16 protein-coding genes are annotated in these 20,203 nt (G+C 64.5%); 6 read left to right on the top strand and 10 right to left on the bottom strand.

The window, feature by feature from the left end; genetic code table 11:
- Positions 1-39: 39 nt before the first annotated feature.
- The 5 genes from OPU71_RS04225 to OPU71_RS04205 all read right to left on the bottom strand — a co-directional run bounded on the left by OPU71_RS04225 (position 40) and on the right by OPU71_RS04205 (position 5,208).
- Positions 40-1,542 carry an MbnP family copper-binding protein gene (locus OPU71_RS04225; protein ID WP_267725241.1) on the bottom strand — a complete coding sequence of 501 codons (1,503 nt, stop codon included), beginning with the start codon at positions 1,540-1,542 and terminating at the stop codon, positions 40-42.
- Between the two features lie 164 nt (positions 1,543-1,706).
- The gene (locus OPU71_RS04220) at positions 1,707-2,102 is read right to left on the bottom strand and encodes a DUF2946 domain-containing protein (RefSeq protein ID WP_267725238.1); all 396 of its coding nucleotides are present in this window, start codon (positions 2,100-2,102) and stop codon (positions 1,707-1,709) included.
- 156 nt (positions 2,103-2,258) lie between these two features.
- A complete protein-coding gene (locus OPU71_RS04215; protein WP_267725234.1) occupies positions 2,259-2,639 on the bottom strand; it encodes a DUF2946 family protein in 381 nt (126 codons plus the stop codon).
- A gap of 201 nt (positions 2,640-2,840) precedes the next feature.
- Positions 2,841-4,163 (bottom strand): hypothetical protein, encoded by a 1,323-nt coding sequence (locus OPU71_RS04210; RefSeq protein WP_267725231.1) that lies wholly within the window; start codon positions 4,161-4,163, stop codon positions 2,841-2,843.
- A gap of 415 nt (positions 4,164-4,578) precedes the next feature.
- Entirely contained in the window at positions 4,579-5,208 is a 630-nt protein-coding gene (locus tag OPU71_RS04205) for a TetR/AcrR family transcriptional regulator (protein ID WP_267725227.1), read from the bottom strand.
- A gap of 169 nt (positions 5,209-5,377) precedes the next feature.
- Here OPU71_RS04205 and OPU71_RS04200 point away from each other — a divergent pair, with 169 nt between their 5' ends.
- The 3 genes from OPU71_RS04200 to mobA all read left to right on the top strand — a co-directional run bounded on the left by OPU71_RS04200 (position 5,378) and on the right by mobA (position 8,592).
- Positions 5,378-6,694 carry a DUF4397 domain-containing protein gene (locus OPU71_RS04200; RefSeq protein WP_267725225.1) on the top strand — a complete coding sequence of 439 codons (1,317 nt, stop codon included), beginning with the start codon at positions 5,378-5,380 and terminating at the stop codon, positions 6,692-6,694.
- Positions 6,695-6,970: 276 nt separating this feature from the next.
- Positions 6,971-8,029 carry a GTP 3',8-cyclase MoaA gene (gene moaA / locus OPU71_RS04195; protein WP_420712361.1) on the top strand — a complete coding sequence of 353 codons (1,059 nt, stop codon included), beginning with the start codon at positions 6,971-6,973 and terminating at the stop codon, positions 8,027-8,029.
- Complete coding sequence (gene mobA / locus OPU71_RS04190) at positions 8,026-8,592, top strand: molybdenum cofactor guanylyltransferase MobA (RefSeq protein WP_267725223.1); 567 nt, start codon at positions 8,026-8,028, stop codon at positions 8,590-8,592. Before moaA ends, mobA begins: the two co-directional genes overlap by 4 nt.
- A gap of 5 nt (positions 8,593-8,597) precedes the next feature.
- Here the strand turns inward: mobA and malE are convergent, their stop codons facing one another.
- The 4 genes from malE to rmuC form a co-directional block, all read right to left on the bottom strand.
- Positions 8,598-9,800: a maltose/maltodextrin ABC transporter substrate-binding protein MalE gene (malE, locus tag OPU71_RS04185; RefSeq protein WP_267725221.1), complete on the bottom strand. Its 1,203-nt coding sequence runs from the start codon at positions 9,798-9,800 to the stop codon at positions 8,598-8,600.
- Between the two features lie 10 nt (positions 9,801-9,810).
- On the bottom strand, positions 9,811-11,427 hold the full coding sequence (locus OPU71_RS04180) for a methyl-accepting chemotaxis protein (protein WP_267725219.1): 1,617 nt from the start codon (positions 11,425-11,427) through the stop codon (positions 9,811-9,813).
- Between the two features lie 134 nt (positions 11,428-11,561).
- Positions 11,562-12,068: a DUF1993 domain-containing protein gene (locus OPU71_RS04175; RefSeq protein ID WP_267725217.1), complete on the bottom strand. Its 507-nt coding sequence runs from the start codon at positions 12,066-12,068 to the stop codon at positions 11,562-11,564.
- Positions 12,069-12,098: 30 nt separating this feature from the next.
- A complete protein-coding gene (gene rmuC, locus OPU71_RS04170; RefSeq protein WP_267725215.1) occupies positions 12,099-13,502 on the bottom strand; it encodes a DNA recombination protein RmuC in 1,404 nt (467 codons plus the stop codon).
- Positions 13,503-13,633: 131 nt separating this feature from the next.
- Between rmuC and OPU71_RS04165 the strand changes: the two genes are divergently transcribed.
- Positions 13,634-15,391 carry an ATP-binding protein gene (locus tag OPU71_RS04165; RefSeq protein WP_267725213.1) on the top strand — a complete coding sequence of 586 codons (1,758 nt, stop codon included), beginning with the start codon at positions 13,634-13,636 and terminating at the stop codon, positions 15,389-15,391.
- A 3-nt stretch (positions 15,392-15,394) separates the two neighbouring features.
- On the opposite strand, the gene OPU71_RS04160 is transcribed toward OPU71_RS04165, so the two are convergent.
- Entirely contained in the window at positions 15,395-17,890 is a 2,496-nt protein-coding gene (locus OPU71_RS04160; protein WP_267725211.1) for an ABC transporter permease, read from the bottom strand.
- A 233-nt stretch (positions 17,891-18,123) separates the two neighbouring features.
- Here OPU71_RS04160 and OPU71_RS04155 point away from each other — a divergent pair, with 233 nt between their 5' ends.
- Positions 18,124-18,975: a DUF4114 domain-containing protein gene (locus tag OPU71_RS04155; RefSeq protein ID WP_267725209.1), complete on the top strand. Its 852-nt coding sequence runs from the start codon at positions 18,124-18,126 to the stop codon at positions 18,973-18,975.
- A gap of 80 nt (positions 18,976-19,055) precedes the next feature.
- Positions 19,056-20,012, top strand: a complete 957-nt coding sequence (locus OPU71_RS04150; RefSeq protein WP_267725206.1) for a TIGR01212 family radical SAM protein — start codon at positions 19,056-19,058, stop codon at positions 20,010-20,012.
- Positions 20,013-20,203 lie beyond the last annotated feature (191 nt).

Genomic DNA, 20,203 nt, shown 5'->3' with positions numbered 1-20,203 from the left:
AGCAGGAGCGCAGCGCGATGTTCATGCGCTGCGCTCGACTCATTTTGCGATGACCTTGAACAGCGTCTGGCCGTGCCCGCCGTCGATCGACAGGCCGGTTCCGGAACCATCCGCCTTCCAGTCCAGCTTCATGGCGCTGAACAGCGTGTCGCACTCGGGATCAGTCCCGCCCGACATGCAGCCCGGCGCACCTGCAGCATTGACGGTGATGTCCTCGCCTGCGACCAGCGCCTTCAGGTCAAACGCGATCTTCTGCGTGGCCGGGTCGAACTGATGGAAGTGGAAGTCCATCCGGTTGGGCGCCTTGCAGCTCACCGTTTCACCATTTGCGGGATTGCCGGTGCAACCGGTGGAGCCGAGGTGGAAGTTGAAGGTCTTCGCGACCCAGTTACCGGATACGCCGGCCGGGTCGGTGATCTCGACCTTGGCGAACTTGCGGCCGGACTGCCATGACCAGGCCATGCCCTGGATATCGAGCGGCTTGGTGGCGGTGGCGTAGTCGGTGTGGTTGAGCGCAAACGGCACGCCCATCGTCAGCTTCACCCCGACATAGTTGCCGGCAGGCACCGTACCCTTGATCCGCGAGTTGGTCGCCGCCGTGCCAACCGTGCAGGCGCCGCTGGCATCTTCAAGGTCGATCAGCGTCACCGAATCAGCGCCGGCGGTAAGGTTCCAGTCGTCGTTGGCCGACAGCGTCAGCGGCACTTCCCGATCGTCGGCGGTGAGCAGCGCGACGTTCGTGATGTAGAAGCGGAAATCCTTCACCTGCGCCGCCAAGCCACCACTGCCCAGGCCTGCAACCGCGGTGCCACAGGCAACCGGCAGATCGCCCGCCACCGCCGCGAACTCGATGTCGATCGCACGCGGCGCATTCAGGCTGTCAGCGAGCGAACCCCTGCTTGCCGCAACCGTGCTCAGCGCGGCAAGACTGCTGCCCTTGTCCGCAATCTGCGTGGCCAGATCGTCGAGCAATTTGTCGTTGCCAGTGCCATCGGCCTTGAAGCTGCCATTGACGATGTCGGCCACCGGCGCGGTGAGCCCGAGCGCAAGCAGTTGCGCGGAAACGTAAGCCTTCGCCGCATCGATGCCGCTGCTGAGCGCGGTGAACGCGCCTGCCGATGGCGTTGCGAATGCCGCTGCGGGGCTGCCGCCCAGCGCATGCGAAAGCGCCAGTTCGGTCAGCGGCGTGACGTTGGCAAGGCCCGCAGCCAGCGCAGTGCCGTGCAGCACAAGGGTGTTATCGGCCCCGCTCGCGCTACCGACCTTGCCCCCGCTCACTGCGAGCAGGCAGGGCACCTGCGCACCGTTGAGGGCGACACTGAAACTGCCGTCCGCCGCCGTCAGCTTGCCGGTTTCCGGCGTGCCGGAAGCACACTTGAGCGCCACGGATGCGCCAACGATCGGCTTGCCGACCGCCGCCACGCCACTGACGATCTGCGGGCTGGGTTGCGGCGTGGGTGCCGGTGAGTCACTGCCACCACCGCCGCAGGCTGCGAGCAGCAGCGCTGCCAATGGAAGAACCGGAAAGCTTGTGTGTTTCATTTAGAACCTCTCTGTAGATGCATTGATGCAAGGAATGCTTCGGCTGCTCTTGGGGGGCGGCAGCCTGCAGCGAAACAAGGCGCGCGGGCGCGCGGCAAGGCGCGTCGCGAGCAAGAATCACGGAACGGGTGCTACGAGTCGGCCGGGGCATGCCCGGCGCGGGGTCAGGCCTGCGGTGGGGCGCGCGGTTGGGCGCTGGGCCAGCGCGGGATCACGCGGGCGGCAAAGCGCACCGCCGCATCGGGGCGCGGTGGGATGAAGGCGACGGCTACAGCGGCAGCGGCGGGCGGCACCGCCAAGGCATAGCTGGCGGCATGGACGACGCAGTAGTGGCAGGCCGGATGCTGCCCCCCGCCGTTGCCGGGCGCCTGGCTGCCGGGGCGCACCTGCGCGCTGCACAAGGCATCGAAACGCACCGGGTCGTGCGCGGCCAGCAGCGTGGACACCAAGGGTGCGAACGCATTGAGCAATACCGCGAACAGGGCCAGCCGCGCGCATCGGGCAAGCCAATGCGCGGAACGGAAATCAAGCGTGAAGCGGGTTTGCAATCGAGCCTTCATCGAGCATCCGGTGCGGGCAGCGAGGCCCGGCGAACCTGAGCGGCCTTGCCCCGATACGGTGAACAGGGCAAATGCCAGAACCATTGCGCACGCGAGCGCGCGCTCACAACGAGCGCCCGTGCATGTACGCGCGGGCCTGTCGTGTTCAGGATGGAATCAGAGAATCGGGGGCGCTCGAGGGGGTTGCTCGTCGCCGGGATAGCCCGAGGGCAAAGCGGGTGGCGATTCAGCCGCGGGCGCGAAGGCGCGAGGCTCGTGCTGCTTGAAGAGGAAGAACAGGCTTGCCACCGGTTCCGGCGGCGGGGTGGTCACTGCGCAGAGCAGGCAGTGGCCGCTCGCTTGAATACTTGCGGGAAAGCCTGTGTCACCCTGCGCCATAGCGGGGCTGCGGCAGAGGTCGAGCATCGCGGGCGACCGCGATGCCTCCAGTGCCTGCGTCATCGACGCACCGCTGGCCGCCGCGGCAAAAACCTGCAGGAGCAGGCCAAGCAGCAGGTAGACAGAGAAATAGCGACGGGTGCGTTGACCGCAGAACATGGGCGCGGAGTATCCACGGAAGCGCATGCGCTGGCAATCCGCCCACGCCACACCGCCGCATCCGCATGCCAGCGCGCGGCGCCCGCACTGAGCGCACCCACGCCCGCTCAGCGGGCCACCCGCGCCCCGTCGCCCCGCGCCAGAACGGCAAAGGCGGCTGTCGCCCCAAGCGTGCCGTCGATCGCCGAGAAACGTGCTGCTTCAAGCTGGAATCGGCTTGCACCCAAAACACGGCGATGCGTTGGCGCCGCCCGCCTGGCGACAGCGTTGCAAAGCCTCCTCGTAGCTGTACATCGGCGCGATCTTCACCGGGTCGAAGCACAGGTCCATCTGCGCCAGCGCGCAGATCGTCAGGCGGTCATCGGCATCAGGCGGATTGGGCGCCCCGCTGCCATCTGCCGCACCAAACCAGCGCTGGCAGGCCTGCGCCTTGGCTGCAGCGGGGTCGAAGGCCTTGCCCTGTGCCTGCGCGTCGGCGTAAAGGCTGAGCCAGCTTGCGGCCACCAGATCCTGTGCTTCGTACTTCTGGATGTTGGGGATCTGGCTCGGATCGCTCGAGCACTTTCCGGTGACCCCGGCCGCAATCATGTGATTTGCGACCATGTAGGGGGTGAGCTTCTCGCTTTGTGGATTGAGTCGGATCAGCCCGACCTGCAGCACGTCAACCGTCGGGGAGCCATTCTTGTCCTTGGGCAGTTGATCCGCGTAGCGCACGCGGAACCAGCCCGGCGCCTGCGGGTCGTAGCGCGGCGAACCGCAGACCAGCAAGGGCAGCGTCTGCGGATTGGATGCGTTGTCAGGCGGATTGAGCATCAGCTCAAGCATTGCCCGCACGTAGCTCAGGCCGCGTTTCTCGTTATCGAAGAACTGCGAGGTCAGATTGATCGGGAAGTAGTCGTTCGGGTACTCGCTTTCGCCCGAGCCCGGCGCGGCGATCGGGTTGACGTCGAGAATCGAGTGGTAGCGCGAGGGCTCTGAAATGCCGACACAGCTGAGCAACTGCGCCCAGCGGCGCAAGGTCATGTTGTTGAGGTAGTCGGCGGTGCGGTAGGCAACGATGGGCGGGTAGTGCATCAGCGTCACCGCACACTGGCGGGCCACCGGCATGCCCAGGGGCAAACAGGGCAGCCACTCCGACGGCCCATCGCTGTGATTGACCGGATAGCCCGCCATCGGATTCCACGCCGGCGTGCGCCGGCACGCGTCGGCCCCGCGGAGCGCAAGTCCGGCATGCTGTTCATCGAGCATCGCCACATGCATGGCCGCGAAGGCTTTGGCGGCCGCCTCGCTTTCCGGCGTGGGGTCGAAAGCAAGCACATAGCCGCCTGCTCGCTCTTCAACCCGCAAAGACCCCGGAACGATGCTGATGCCGTCCTGGGCCAGAGAACTGGCGGTGAAATGCGCGATCACATCCGCCGGGCGCTTGAGGCCCAGCTTCTTGCGCGTATCAGGGTTCAGTTTGGACGGCCTTGGGTAGAGCCGCTCCAGGTATGACTTGCTTCCCGGCAGGGCATATTCGATCACGGGGGTGCCTCCGTTGTTGGGGATCTCTCTGTTTTTGGTGCGCACGCGGCGCGCCCGCGCACGATCACCCAAAGCCGCGCCCTGCGCAATCGTGAATATGCACGCCCGGCCTGCAAGAGGGAGAGTCACCCGCCCACCTGCGCGGCTGAGCGGCGACCGAGGTCGATCAGCCGCAAGGCGCATGCGGACTTCGCTACCGGGTCGGCGGGAAATCAGCGCAAGAATGCCGCCGCATCGGGGCACTCAACGTCGCCAATGTGCAGAGGGCTTGGCGCCCTAGGCGGCAAGCACTTCGCACAGAACCGGGCGCACGAATTATTTGGCTGGCGTGATCAGAAGGCGCTTATTCGAGCGCCGACCCGGCTTGGGTGGTTGCGGCCTGGTAGCGTGTCACCAACAGCACGCCGCGGGTACTTCAGCCTTTCGGGGGCTGCGGCGCGATACCGTCGAAGTAGATCGTCAGCATCGAAGCAACGATCTGATCGTCGCTCAGTGATCCGGATTCCTTGAGGAAGTCCACTGTCGGGTCACAGCTGCGCGCATAGAGCGAAAGCAGCACCACTTCGTCGGGCAAGTCCGGGCGGATCAGCCCGAAGGCTTTGCCCATGTGAATCCAGATCATCAGCCGGCCAGAGAGTTGCACCACCGCTGCGGAGTAATCCGGGTCATTGCTGAGCGCTTCACGCAGCACCGAATTGCCCGAAGGCAAGGTCGGCAGTCCGCCGGCCAGGCGCAGGCGAAGCGCCCAATCGAGCAAGGCGCGCATCGACTGAATCGGGTTCAGATCGGGCGAGAGCTGGTCGACGAAGGCAAGCGTCCGCCGCAGCGTGCGGAGCATGGCGGCCGTGGCAAGCGCCTCTTTGGACGCGAAGTGCTTGTAGAGGCTCGCCTTGGCAATGCCGACCGCGTTGGCGACTTCATCGACCGTTGTGAGGTCGTAACCCTTGGTCGCAATCAATTGATGCGCGGCATCAAGGATGGCGTCTTCGCGCGCCTCGAACTGGCGCTGCTTGAAGCTGGGGCGTTCTGGGGATGCAGTGTCCATATGTCGGATTGTAGCGACAGCAGTTCAAAACGAAAACTTAAGGTCGCAAAAAAACGCGCTTGCGTTTTTTGTGACCGCTCAGTATCTTTTTACTCCGGCAAGTCGTTTCGCAACTTATCTGTACGCGAACGCCACGCCCGGCAACCAAAACCAACGAGGAGATCCACCCATGACCAAGATCCGAGCCTGGCTGCTCGCAGCCGCTTCAGTCGCTGTTCTTTCTGCCTGCGGTGGAGACGACGATGAAGAAACCCACGCACCGGCCACGCCGAAGTCGAGCCTGAGAGTCGTTCATGCGAGTGCTGACGCGCCGAAGGTGGACGTCTATCTGGGCGGCGCAAAGGCGCTTTCGGGCGTTGCCTACACCGACGCCACCGCCTTCCTGAGCGTCGATGCCGGCACGCCGCAAGTGATCGTGACCCCCGAGGGCGCGATGACGCCCGAGGTGATCAAGGCGACGCTCGATCTGAAGGCCGACGCATTCACGACAGTTGTTGCGGTTGGCAGCCTGGCTGGCGGTACGGTGGAACCCCTGGTGATCGCCGAAGACGGCAGCGCGCCGACGGCCGGCAACCTGAAGCTGCGCGCCGGCCACGCTTCGCCCGGCGTACCTGCGGTGGATATCTACGTCACCGCGCCGGATGCTGATCTGGCGACCGCCAGCCCCGCAGTGCCGAATGCCGCCTACAAGGCCGTCAGCGGCGTGTTGCAGATTCCGGGCGGGAACTACCGTATCCGCGCCACCCTGGCCGGCACCAAGACGGTTGCTTACGATTCCGGCTCGGTAGCACTGGCCGCCGGTTCTGACCTGGTTGCGCTGGCCGTGCCTGCAAGCACTGGCAACTCACCGGTTCAGCTGCTGGTTCTGACGCGCGCCGCCGGCACGCCGAAGTTGCTGATTGCCGACGCCACCTCGCAGGTGCGCGTGATGCACGCGTCACCCGATGCCCCGGCGGTAGACGTGCTGGTTGACGGCGCCGCAGCCCTGACCAACGTGCCCTTCCCGGCCGATTCCGGTTACCTGAGCCTGTTGTCGGGCACGCGCAACTTCAAGGTGAACGCAGCCGGCACCAGCACCACGGTGATCGACGTAAGCCCCGCTCTCGCCGCCGGCAAGTCGTATTCGGTATTCGCGGTGGGGTTCCTCGCGGGGATCGAGCCGCTGCTGCTTGAAGATAACCGCACCGTGGTTGCCGACAAGGCCAAGGTTCGCGTCATTCACGGATCACCGGATGCGCCCGCCGTTGATGTGCTGGCGAACGACGCTGTGGTGGTGCCGAACGTCCCCTTCAAGGGCGTGAGCGGCTACCTCGAAGTGCCCGCAGGCAACTATGTATTCAAGCTGAATCTGCAAGGCACCTCCACCACCGCCTTCACTTCGCCGAGCATTGCGCTTGAGGCTGGCAAGGTCTACACCGCCATCGCCATCGGTTCAGCCGCGGGTGGCACCAATCCGCTGACGATCAAACTGCTGACCGACAAGTAAACCGTCGCTGTGCAAAACCAGGGGCCGCCCCGTTTTCGGGGTGGCCCTCGGCTGTTTTTGGCGACCTTGCAAGCCACGCTGCATTCAGCCTTGCGCAACAACTCACCCCTGACGTAATCGCCGCACACTTAATTTGCCGGATCCACGGGCACAGCATCAGCGTGATTCCGTGCTTGGCTCGAATGATTCGCCGGCGCACTTGCGGGCGGCTAAACTCCAGTGATGCTGCCATCCGGCGGCGCATTCGAAGCCGCGCCCATGAACGCCCGACCGCCGATCCCGATCATCCCGATTGCTGCCCAGCGCACGGCCCCGCTGCCGCCTGATGACCCGAACACCCAGGCGCGCGATCGTCTGGGGCGGGCCATGCACGACTTGCGCATATCGGTCACCGACCGCTGCAACTTCCGCTGCACCTACTGCATGCCCAAAGACGTGTTCGATCGCGAGCACGCCTTCCTGCCGCGCGCCCAACTGCTCGATTTCGAGGAAATCACCCGCGTTGCCCGGGTTTTCGTCGCCGAAGGGGTGCGCAAGATCCGCATCACCGGCGGCGAACCGCTGCTGCGCAAACAGCTTGAACGGCTGATCGATCAGCTTGCGCGGCTGGATGTCGAAATCACGCTGACCACCAACGGCGCCCTGCTCGCGCAGAAGGCCCGATCGCTCGCCGATGCCGGCTTGAAGCGCGTCACGGTGAGCCTGGATGCGCTGGACGACGCCGTGTTCCGACGCATGAACGATGTCGACTTCCCGGTCGAGCGGGTCCTGGCCGGGATCGACGCGGCAGCCAGTGCCGGGCTTGGGCCGATCAAGGTCAACTGCGTCGTCAAGCGCGGCACCAACGATGGCCAGATTCTGCCGCTTGCCCAGCACTTCCGCGGCACGCCCCACATCCTGCGCTTTATCGAGTTCATGGATGTTGGCAGCCACAACGGCTGGAAGCTCGACGAAGTGCTGCCCTCGCGCGAGGTCATCAGCGCGATCTCGGCGCAATTTCCGCTTCTGCCGCTCGACGCCAACTATCTTGGGGAAGTCGCCGAACGTTGGCGCTATGCAGACGGCCAAGGTGAGATCGGCGTGATCTCATCGGTCAGCCAAGCCTTCTGCCGCGACTGCACGCGGATGCGGATCTCGCCCGAGGGGCGCCTCTTCACCTGCCTGTTCGCCGACCACGGGCACGACCTGCGGGCCACACTGCGCGGCGGCGGCGACGATGCGGCCCTGCGCAAGGAGATCCGCGCAGTCTGGCGCGCGCGTGACGACCGCTATTCAGAGCTGCGCAGCGAGGAAACCCGCCGCGCCAAGGTCGAGATGTCTTACATCGGCGGATGAGCGCGCAGCTGAGCGGCCTGATCCTCGCGGGCGGTGAAGGCCGCCGCATGGGGGGCGTGGACAAGGGCTGGGTTGAATACCAGGGCAGGCCCTTGATCGAGCAGGTGCTGGATCGGCTCGCGCCTCAGGTCAGCCAGGTGCTGATCAGCGCCAACCGCAATCGTGAGCGCTATGGCGCCCTGGGCGTAGCGGTGCTCGCGGATCGACAGAATGGCTTCTGCGGCCCGCTCGCGGGCATTGAGTCGGGGCTGCACGCTGCAGCGCCCGGTTGGTTGTTGTGCGTGCCCTGCGATAGCCCGGATCTGCCACCCAATCTGGCGCAGAAACTCGCGCAGGCCACCGCCAACGGCGCCGCGGCAGCGGTCGTCTCGCTGCACGGCCGCATGCAGCCGGTGTTCTGCCTGCTGCAAACGGCATTGGCAGCGCGCCTGTCGGCGGATCTGGAAAAGGGCGAACGCCGTGTCGGGGCGTGGCTGGAATCGATCGGCGCCCGCCCGGTCGACTTCACCGACCAAGCGGGCGCCTTCAAGAATCTGAACTCGCCCGACACCCTCGCTGGCTGAGCTTCCTACTTTGCCGCGGGTTTGGGCTCGGGCGGATTAAGCATGTCCTTGGCTGCGGTGCCCAACAGTTCATCGGGCGTCTTCTTCGCCACGGCAATGCCTTTGAGCGCCAAGGTGAAAGAGGTCCAGAAGCGCCCCATTTCCGGGTTGGAGGGCATCGGCCGGCCAAAGGTCACGCCGTCCATCGAGATCCGGATCTTCTCGTCCCCCATCAGCGACCAGAAGAGCTTCTTGTTCAGCGGCACGCCGATCGGCTTATCGGCATTGACTGTCTTGAGCCCCTCTTCGGTCATCAGGAACTCTTCGATGAACTTCACCGCAAGATCGCGGTTAGGCGTGTCAGCCACGATCATCGCTCCCAGCACCCCGACAAACGGGCGTGCCGGCTTACCGGCCAGCGTCGGCAGCGGCGCAACGCCGAAATCGATGCCTGCCTTGCGTAGCGCATCCCACGCCCAAGGGCCGTTGATCCACATGGCCTGCTTGCCGCTTGTCATGGCTTTCTCGGCATCGCCGTACGGCAAACCCCCTTTGGGCAAGACGCCCGCGGCGATGTAGTCCGCCAGTAGCTTGCCCCCCAGCAAGGCCCCCGGTGTTGCCACCCCCACGTCGGCCGCGTTGTAGCTGCCGCTGCTTTCGCGCTTGAACACGTAGCCACCATTGGCAGCCATCAAGGGCCAGGTGAAGTAGGAGTTCGTGTAATCCCAGCCGATCGCCTTGACTTCCTTGGCGGCCAGTTCCTTATCAAGCGCGATGATTTCCTCGAAGGTTGCCGGCGGCTTGGGCAGCAGCTTCTTGTTGTAGAGCAGCATGATCGCCTCGGCACCCACCGGGTAGCCCCAGGTCTTGCCGTTGACGGTGAAGGCGTCCCAGCCCACCGACACCAGCTCCTTGCGCAAGGCCTCAGGCGGCGTGACTTCGCTGATCAAGCCCTTGCTGATCCAGTCGCCAATGCGGTCGTGGGCCCACAGGAACACGTCAGGTCCGTTCGCACTTTTAGCCGACTCTTCAAATTTCTTGGTCGGGTCTTCCGGGTGCTCCACCTTGGCAGTCACCCCGTATTTCTTGCCGAAAGCATCTGCAACCTGCTGCAGGCCGGTGTAACCCTTGTCGCCGTTGATCCAGATGAGCAGCTTGCCCTTTTCGCCCGCGATCGCCGTTGAGGCAAGGCCGAGCGCGAGTACGCCTGCAATGATGTGTGCGCGCATGCCAGACCCCTCAATAGCGGTAACGCGAAATTGCGCCGACCATGTTTTCGGCCAGCGCGTTCAGATCGGAAGCAGCGCTCGCGGTGTGTTGCGCGCTAGCGGTGGACTCTTCGGTCATGGTGGCGATGCGCTCAACCTGCTGGGCGATGGCGGTGCTCGCCGCGCTCTGCTCGCGGATGGAATCGGTGATGTCGCTGACCATCGAGACGGCCTGATCCGATGAGCCGCGAATCGTCCGGATCGCCTCGCCGGCGGCCACCGCTTCGGTGGCGCCCTCCTTCACGGTTGCAACCGTTTGCTGCATGCGCTGCACCACTTGCTGCGCACCGGCCTGAATCCGCCCCACCAGCTGCGAGATCTCGCTGGTCGACTTTGCCGTGCGCTCGGCCAGGCCGCGCACCTCATCGGCCACCACTGCAAAACCCCGCCCCTGTTCGCCCGCGCGCGCGGCTTCGATTGCCGCGTTGAGCGCCAGCAAGTTGGTCTGTTCCGCCACCTCCTTGATCACCGCAACCACCGAAGAGATCCGGGCCGTTTCAGTCTGCAATGCGTCAAGGCTGGCGGAGGTCTGATCGACTTCGCTGGCGATCTGGCCGAAGCGCTCGACCGTGGCGCCCACGACGCCGGCGCCCGAATCGGCACTGCGGCTTGCCTCGGCAGAGAGGGTCGCGGCCTCCTGCGCACGGTCGGCGACGTGATTGATGCTCACGGTCACCTCTTCCACCGCGGCCGCCATGGCCGATGCCGAGTCCGCCTGTACGCCCGCGCTTTGTGCCAACTGGCGCGAGGTGTTCTCCATGCCGCGAGCCGCTTCGCCCACGCGTTTGGCGCTCTTGGCCAGTTCGACGAACGAAGCCTGCACGGATTCAACCATGGTGTTGAACGCAGTCATGGTCTGGCCGATCTCGTCACGCCCCTTGGACGGGATTCGGCGGGTGAAATCGAGCGAGCTGCCAATCTCCACCACGGTGTTGCGCAGCATCGCCAGCGGCTTGGTAATCGACGAGGCCAGCAACCAGCCGAGCACCACCATGCCCGCGATGGCCGCCACAATGAGACCGGCCAGCACGCCAAATGCGGTCTTGTAGGTCGCTGCCGCCGCTTCGCGCGTCGTCGCCACCCGCATCCCCGCCTCTTTGGCAAGCCCGCCAAGGATTTCGGCGCTGAGCACCGCCGCGTCTTCGATGAATGGACTGACGGCCAGTTCCATGGCCGCTTCGGTCTGATTCTGGCGCGAGCGCGCGAACGCGGTTTCGCACACCAGGAAATAGGCCGCCACCGTTTTGCGGAACTCGCCGACGCGCTTCTTGTTTTCGCCGTCCAGCAACTGGCTCTCGAAGCGCTGGATATCCTGATCCAGCGCGGCGACTTTGCCCTTCAGCTCACTATCGATGGCCGACTTGCGCTGCGTATCAGGATCTGCGATATGGCGGAACACCAGAGTACGCAGCTCGTGATAGCGGGCCTCAAAGCCCTTGACGGCCTCAAGTGCCGGCACCTCCTGCTCGGTCACCTGCCGCACCGAAGCGTTGAGCCGCCCCAGTTGCACCAGGCCGATCGCGCCCACCACCAGCAGCGCGAGAATGGCCCCACCGATCAGGCTGGCGAGGCGGGTCGTGATGGTCATGTGGAGTCCCCCTGAACACCGCGCCCACGTCGCGCCATGGGTGTGGCCCGAACAGGGATCGTCAGTATTCGGGGGCTAACGGCAGTTCCGGTGACGGCTTGAGCTTGGCTGCTCAGGCAAACACGGCGTTAGGTTCAAACGTCGCCGATAAAGTCACGCTTGCCGATCGCCACGCCTTTGTGGCGCAGCAGATCGTAGGCGGTGGTGTAGTGGAAGTAGAAGTTCGGCAGCGCGAAGTCCACCAGGTAGGTTGCGCCTTCCATGCGCAGCGTGCGGTCACGCAAGGGAATCACCACGGTGCGCGTATCGGCATTGAAGAAATCCTGGGGCGACAGACTGCGCAGAAAGCCCATGGTCTTGTTGACCCGCACCCGCAGGTCTTCAAAGCTCTGTTCATCGTCTTCGAACTTGGGCACTTCCACCCCGGCCAGCCGGGCGCCGGCGCCCTTGGCGAAGTCGCACGCGATCTGCACCTGGCGTTTGAAGTCGAACATATCGGGGGCCAGGCGGGCTCCCAGCAAGTCATGCGGATCGACGCCATGCTCGGCGCAATGCGTCAGCGCCTTGCTCAGCAGTGCATCGATATGCTCGAGATGGCGCTGAAAGCTGCCTACGGACAGCCGGTAGAGATCAATCGACATCGTCAGACTCCTTCAGTGAATACCGGGGACTCAGCTCTCGCCGTCTTCGATCAGGGCCCGTGGCCCGTCTTCAAGTTGCACTTGCTCGATGCGGGTGAAGTGGCTCGAAATCTTCTTGCTTGAGGTGTGCACATCCTGCACATCTTCATGGGCCTGGCGGATATGCGTTGCCAGCTTCTGCATCCGTTCGTCAAAGCGCGAGAAGTCTTTCGCGAGCTTGCCCAGTGCATCCTTGATCACATGGATCTGTTTGCGGGTTTCAACATCCTTGAGCACCGCGCGGGCCGTGTTGAGCACCGCCATCAAGGTGGTTGGCGACACGATCCAGACCCGGCGCGCCAGGGCGTACTGCACCAGTTCGGGGTGGTAAGCATGGATCTCGGCAAACACGGCTTCGGCCGGCACGAACATCACGGCGCCATCCGAGGTTTCACCGGCAATGATGTACTTGGATGCAATCGCGTCGACATGACGCTTGATGTCCGCCCGGAAGGCCGCTTGCGCAACTTTGCGCTCGGCCTCGCCCGCGCCCTGTTCGAACATGCGGTGGTAGTTCTCGAGCGGGAACTTCGCGTCCACTGCCACGCGGCCGGTGGGCTCCGGCAAGTTGAGCACACAGTCCGCACGCACACCGCTGCTCAACTGCACCTGGAAGCCATAGCCATCCGGCGGCAGGGTGTTCTTGATCAGCGCCTCAAGCTGCACCTCGCCGAAGGCGCCACGCGAACGCTTGTCACCCAGCAATTCCTGCAGGCTGACGACGTTGGTGGTCAGCCCGTCGATCTTTTTCTGCGCCTCGTCAATCGTCGCCAGCCGCGCCATCACGCTGGCAAAGGTCTCATTGGTCTTCTTGAAGCCTTCATCGAGCCGCTGATGCACAACCCCGGTAATCGTATCCAGCCGCTCGGCCAGCATCCGCATCAGCGCTTCATTGCTGGTCGCCATCTGCTGCGATGCGGCATTGAGCCCGCCTTGCAGCAATTCCCGGTCCGCCCTCGCCTGCTCGGCCACGCTCTTGAGCATGGCTTCGGTCAAGTGTCCGCGCAGTTGTTCGTGGCGTGTCGCCAAGCCCTGGGCCAGCTCGGTCAGCCGGGTCGCCAAGTCCTCGCGCTGGCTCGCCGTGCCCTGTTCAAGACTGCGCCGCGAGTCGGCCACCGCATCGGCCGTCGCCCTGAGGGCCTCGAACACCTGCGCCCGCAAACGTTCGGCGGTTTCGGCCTGGTTCGCGGCAAGGCGCTCAACTTGCCGTTCAATACCTGCGGCAAGGTCAGTTTCGGTCAGCCGCAGGGCTTGCACCAGGTTGGCCTCAAGCCGCTGCGCGCGCTCATCGGCTAGGCGCTCGGCTGTGGCTCGTGCCGCAGCAGCTGTCGCCACCAGCCAGGCCACCGCCAGAAGCGTGAGAATCGAGAAAACCAAGGGCAGCACTTCAAGCATTGGGCATCCGTCGCAAGCTAATCGGGCGAGTATACCGGCCCGGCGCATCGCCTCCGCGCTGCCTTGAAGCACAAAAAGCTCAAGTTCGGCGGCGCCCTGCCCGTAATCCCTGCATGGACCGGAAACCACCGATGGCTTTGCTTGCCCGGCTGCGCCCCACGCGCGGATGGCGCCTTTTCGTGCCATTGGCCCAGGTTATCGCGGTCATCGCCGTGGGCGAAGCAGGTGTGCAGCTTGAAGCAGCGCGGCAGATTGAACAGCAGCGGGCACTGGTGACCGCCCATGTCGCGAGTGCCCGCGCGCGTCTGGAATCCGAACTCAATGCGACGCTGTTTCTTTCAAGCGGTTTGGTGGCGTTCGCCAGCGCAAAAGGCAACCTGATTGACGGCGCCAATGCTGGCGACCTGCTCTCGGCACTCTACAAGTCGGGCAGGAACGTTCGCAACATCGTGATTGCACCGGACAACCGCGTGCAATGGGTGCACCCCTTGGCCGGCAATGAAAAGGTGATCGGCCTGTACTACCCCGATAACCCGAAGCAATGGCCAGCGGTGAAGCGCGCGATGGAGCGCCGGCAAACCGTTGTTGCCGGCCCGGTGGATCTGGTTCAGGGCGGACGCGGCCTCGTCAGCCGCACGCCCGTCTTTGATTCGCATGGCAAGTACTGGGGCTTGATGAGTCTGGTGGTGGACTGGGAAGGGCTGCAGCGCACGGCAGGCCTGGAGGCAAGCACCGATGAGTTCGTGCTCGCGATTCGCGGCAAGGATGCCGCAGGCGAGGCCGGTGAGGTCTTCTTCGGCGATGCGCGTGTGTTCGCAGCTGAGCCGGTGCGCGCGCGGCTCGATCTACCCGGCGGCCACTGGGTGCTGGCGGCCGCCCCTCGCCAAGGCTGGGGCGCCTCGGCCGCGAGCATCATCGGGCTTCGCACGGCCTACCTGCTGATTGCGCTGGTGATCGGTTCGCTGGCGTACCGCCTGATGCGCGAGACCCGCCAGCGTGAGCAGGCAAGCGCTGAACTGGCTCGGCTCAATCAGGAACTGGAATCGCGGATCGCGGCCCGAACCGAGCAATTAAGCCACACCCGTGACGAACTTGAACGCTTGGTAAATACCTTGCGGCAGACCCAGGGCGATCTGGTCCGCAGTGAAAAGCTTGCCGCACTCGGTTCGCTGGTCGCGGGCATCGCGCACGAGTTGAACACCCCGGTGGGCAACAGCTTGCTGGCCGCCAGCACCCTCGGCGAAATGCTGCGCCGCCTTGATCGGCCGGGCGAAGCGCTCAAACGTTCTGAATGGCAAGACGCGCTGTCGCAGATGAAGGAGGCCAGCGCCATCATCCAGCGCAGCCTCAGCCGCGCCGGCGAACTGGTTGCAAGCTTCAAGCAGGTGGCCAGCGATCGCACCAGCGAACAGCGGCGGCGTTTCTCGCTTGCACGCACCCTGCACGAACTGATCGTCACCATGCAGCCGAGCCTGCGCCGCGCCGGCGTGGTGGTGGAGCTGGGTGCCATACCTGAAGTGGAACTGGACAGCTACCCCGGCCCCTTCGACCAGGTCTTGATGAACCTGATCCAGAACGCGGTGCTCCATGCCTACGCGCCCGGCGGGCCGGGCACGGTGAAGATATCGGCCACGCTGGATGGCGCCGAAGTCTCGCTCGATGTCACCGACTTCGGCCGCGGCATCCCGGCCGCCAACCTGGGCAAGGTGTTCGATCCATTCTTCACGACGCGCCTTGGCATGGGCGGCACCGGGCTGGGGCTGCACATCGTGCACAACATCGTCGTCGGCGTACTGGGGGGCCGCATTGATGTTCGCTCGGTCGAGGGCGAGGGCACCAGCTTTACGCTCAGGCTGCCCCGCGTTGCGCCAACCCAGGCGGAACCCTGAACCTCAGGCGAGGGCGCGCAAGCTCACAAGCGGCGGTGTGCGCATCACGCCGCGCGTACCCGCCCAGCCCGCCAGCACCACCGCGGCCACACCCGCCAGGCCCCCTGCGGCAAACGAAAGCAGGCTCGGGCTGAAGGCAAACTGGAACACCTGCGTGGCCAGGGCCCAACCGATTCCAAGCGCGCCGAACGCACCAAGGCCCCCGGCCACCAGCCCCAACGCCGCAAACTCAGCCAGCAAGGCACGCCGGAGCTGGCCATCGCGGGCCCCCAAAGTGCGCAATACCGCCAATTCGTGCGCCCGCTCATCGTGGGTCGACTGCAGTGCCGCCGCCATCACGACCAGCCCTGCCACCAGCGCCAGCCCAAATACAAGCTTCACCGCGCGAATCAGCACCTCCATGGTGTCCTGCATTTGCGCCAGCAAGGCCGACGCGTCGATCACGGTCAGGTTCGGGTAAGCGCGGGACAAGCCCGCGGTAAAGCCGGGATGCCCCGGCGGAAGGTGAAAGCTGGTGATGTAGCTGGTGGGCTGCCCCGCCAGCAAACCCGGCGAGCCGACCACAAAGAAATTCACCCGCATCGAATCCCACTCCAGCCCACGCAGGCTGGTCACCGGCGCCTCCACCATCGTGCCGCCAACCTCGAAGCGCAGGCGGTCGCCCAACTTGAGGCCGAGGGTCTTCGCGATCCCCTGCTCGACCGACCATTCGGCTTGGGTGCTGGCACCGTGCCAAGTGCCCCCGACGATGCGGTTGCCCACCTGAATCCGGTCTGAATGGCTCAGGTTGAATTCCCGCTCGGCCAGGCGCTGCGCGCGGCCTTCTTCATAGCGGCTCGGGTCAACCGCCACCCCGTTGATGGCAACCAGGCGCCCGCGGATCATCGGCATCAACTCGGGCGGTGGCAGCCCTTCGGCTACGAATCGCTGCCGGATTCCGTCGAGCTGATCCGGTTGAATGTTGACTGCAAAGCGGTTCGGCGCTTCTGGCGGTACTTTCTTCCGCCAGCCGTCGAGCAAGTCGCTATGGCCCACTGAAAGCAGCAACATCGCCGTCAGCCCCAGCGACAAGGCCACCGCCTGCACCGTGGCGCCCGCCGAGCGCCGCCCCAGCGAAGCCAGGCCATAGCGCCAGCCGCCGCCCGCCGCACCGGGCAGACGTCGCGCATGGGCAAAGAGCCCGATCACGGCACGGGCGATCAGCGCATAAACCAGCAGAGCCGCCGCGAAGCCACCGGCAACCCAGCCCCCCAGACGCCAATCCCCCGCCACCCAGAGCATCAGCGCCGCCAAGGCGACACCTGCCGCCAGCCAGCTTGCGGCCCCGGCGGTCTCGAATGCCGCCCACTCACGACGCAGGACACGCAGGGTCGACACCCGCCCCAGGCGCATCAGTTGCGGCATTGAAAAGCCCAGCAGCAAGACCATGCTGGCGAGCATGCCCTGCACTGCAGGCCAGACGGACGGCGCGGGCAGTTCGGCCTCGATCAAGCCGGCCAGCGCGAACGCGAGTACGTAGTGGACAACCAAGCCCAGCGCCGCCCCCACCAGCGCCGCCAGCAAACCCAGCAGCACAAATTCACCCAGATACACCCTCAGCAGCACCGCCTGCGTCGCGCCGAAGCAGCGCATCACGGCACAGCCATCAAGGTGGCGGAGGACGAAACGCCGCGTCGCCAGACCCACCGCAACCGATGACAACACCACCGCAAGCAGCGCAGCAAGGCTCAGAAAGCGATGCGCACGGTCAAGCATGTTGCGCAATTCGGGGCGCGCATTCTGGATCGACTCGATCGCCTCGCCGCGTCCAAGCCGCGGCTTTGCAAACGCCTCGAAGCCCACCACCGATTCGCTCGAACCCGCCAGATGCACGCGGTAGGTCACCCGGCTACCTGGCTGAACCAGGCCGCTGGCCGGCACGTCTGCAAGGTTCATCAGCAGGCGGGGTGCGAGGGCGAAGAAATTGGCGCCGCGATCCGGCTCGTAGCTCAGGATTGCTGCAACCTTCAGTTGCAGCAGACCGACCCCCACCGAATCACCCACCTTGATGCCGAGCATGCCGATCAAGCGCTCATCAACCCAGACCTCACCACGGGCCGGCGCCGCCTTGACGCCGCGTTCAGGCCCATCGACCTGATCCCGCAAGCGCAAGCCACCACGCAGCGGGTAGCTGTCGCTCGCGGCCTTTACACCCGCAAGTTGCGCCTGATCGGCCGCCGTCACCATGCTCGAAAACAACCAGGTCTCCGCGCGCTCAAGCCCACGCGCCCGTGCATCAGCCTCAAAGGCTGGTGGCACCGGATGATCGGAAACGATCAACAAGTCACCACCGAGCAATTGGTTCGCATCACGATCAAGCGCGCGGCCAACCCGGTCGGTCAGAAAAGCAACACTGCTCAGGCTGGCAACGGCGAGAACCAGCGCCACCATCAAGAGTTTGAGTTCCCCCGCGCGCATGTCACGGCGCAGAGCGGTCAGGGCAAGTCGAAGGGATGACATGGCTGCTTTCGTGGGAAATTCTGCCATCTGAGTCGGGTCGCAAGATTTAGGTTCCGCAGACCGTGACGGCAATCACGACCTTTGCGGCAATTCACAGCTTTTAACAACCCGCGCAAGAAAGGGATGATTAGCCTTGGCGGCAGCGAGGCATCGGCTTCGCCGCCTGTGCCGCACCACCCCCCGCGTAAAGCGACTGGCGCCGTCACAGGCTCACCACATCCGAGGAAATTACCATGCAAAACAAAATTGCCGCAGGCCTTCTGGCACTCGCGGCCAGTGCAGCGGGCACCGCCACTGCCGCCCCGATCAGCAGCCTGATCGGCAGTACCACCAACCCGCAAGTACAAATGGGGCCCGAGTGGTTCAGCCGCTTCGATGCATCCCTCATCACGCTCGCCCAGTTCAACGACCTGAAGAACAGCCCGGGCGCTCCGCTTGGCCTGTTTGCCACCTCTGACAAGGTTCGTGTGACCTATGTGGGCACCGGCGCCTCGCGCGACTCGCGCCTGTTCCTCGCCAGCGACAACGGCCCGCTGAACCTGAATACCTTCTGGAACCCGATTTACGCCAGCGGCGGCACCAACAACCTGGGCACCTACAACCCGGTCAATGGCAGCAACGAACTCTTCCAGACCCGTGATGGCTGCCAGTACGCGCAAGCCAAAGCAGGCAATACCTGCCTTGCAACCCAGATCGGCATGTCACGTGACATCTCGGGCCTGACTGTCGGCAACCAGCTGGTATTTGGCCTGCAGACACAGCGCCTGGTGTACGACGGCATCAACCTGCCCAATGTCGAGTACTTCTTCACCGGCGCAGCCAGCGCAAATGACGATCCCCTCGGCTGGAACGACGATTCGGTGCACGCACGGGCTTACACCCTGAATCTGGGCGCGAACCGTCTCCTGATCGGCTTCGAAGACACCTGGCTCGGCAATGGCAGCAAGAGCGATCGTGACTTCAACGACATGGTCTTCATCTTCGAAGGCGTTGCAACCGAGAACCCGGTGTCGGCTCCGTCGACCGCAGCCCTGCTGGCGCTCGGCCTTGGGCTCATGGGCATGACGCTGCGCAAGCGCAGCTGAACACCAGCCCTCTGTGCTACTGCGCCTTGATCCCACCCTGATCAAGGCGCCGCACCCTCGGGTCGGCGAGAATTCACACAATGAATTCCCCCGCCCCTGCCTCACCCTTCGGCTCGCGCCGCTACAACGCCTACAACGACTGGGTTACCCGCAAGCACGGCGGCCGTATCCAGAAGGTATCCGTCGCCGCCGGTTTCACCTGCCCGAATCGTGACGGCAGCGTCGGCACCGGCGGATGCAGTTTTTGCAACAACGCGGGGTTCACGCCCGGCTATCTGGATGTGCGCGCTGGCATTCACGCGCAGATCGAGACAGGACTTGGTTTCCTCCGCCGTCGCTACCCGGCAATCAATCGCTTCATTGCCTACTTCCAGTCCTACAGCAACACCTACGGCGAGATGGCGCGCCTGCGCGAATGCTATGAGGCCGCCCTGGCGCACCCGGACATCTGCGGTCTGGCGATCGGCACGCGCCCAGACTGCCTGCCCGATGAAGTGCTCGATTACCTCGCAGAACTCGCGCAAACCCGCCACATCGAGCTTGAAATCGGCGTTGAGTCCACGTCGGACGCCGCCCTGGAACAAGTCAATCGCGGCCACGATTTCACCTGCAGTGCAGATGCGATCACCCGCGCAGCCCAACGCGGCTTGTTCATCACCGTGCATCTGATTCTCGGTTTGCCAGGCGAGACGCAAGCAGACATGCTCATCGGCGCGGATCGGTTGTCAGCGCTGCCGATCAACGCAATCAAGTTTCACCAGCTTCAACTCGTCCGCGGCACCCCCCTCGCGCGCGCCTGGCAGCGCAACCCGGAATCAGTGCCGTTGTTTGAGGAGGATGCCTACCTGGATCTGCTTGCCGATTTCGTCGAACGCCTCTCGCCCGCCATCCTGATCCAGCGCCTCGGCAGCGAAGTTCCACCCCATCTGAAGCTGGCGCCGACCTGGAATCTGCGGCTTTCGGAACTTGCGCCGCGGCTTGATGCCTTACTGCAATCGCGCGGAACGCATCAAGGCTGCCGCACCGCCTCAAGCTAGTCGGCAGAATCACAAAAAGCGACAAGACGGGTCCGCGGCTTACGCTTAGCGTACTGCGCACAATTCGAAGCGCGCCATGGACTAGAGGCCAGCATGCGCGCCAAGGAACCTCGGGCCGGTCAGCCCGACGCCACACCATTCAGGAGCAATCGATTCATGAGCAGTTTCAATCTCAAGCAAGTCGCCCTCGC

It is taken from the genome of Niveibacterium sp. 24ML (genome assembly GCF_026586805.1).
In the GTDB taxonomy this organism is placed as follows: Bacteria; Pseudomonadota; Gammaproteobacteria; order Burkholderiales; family Rhodocyclaceae; genus Niveibacterium.
Note: the sequence above shows the minus strand (reverse complement) of the source record. Positions and strands in the feature narration are given on the sequence as shown.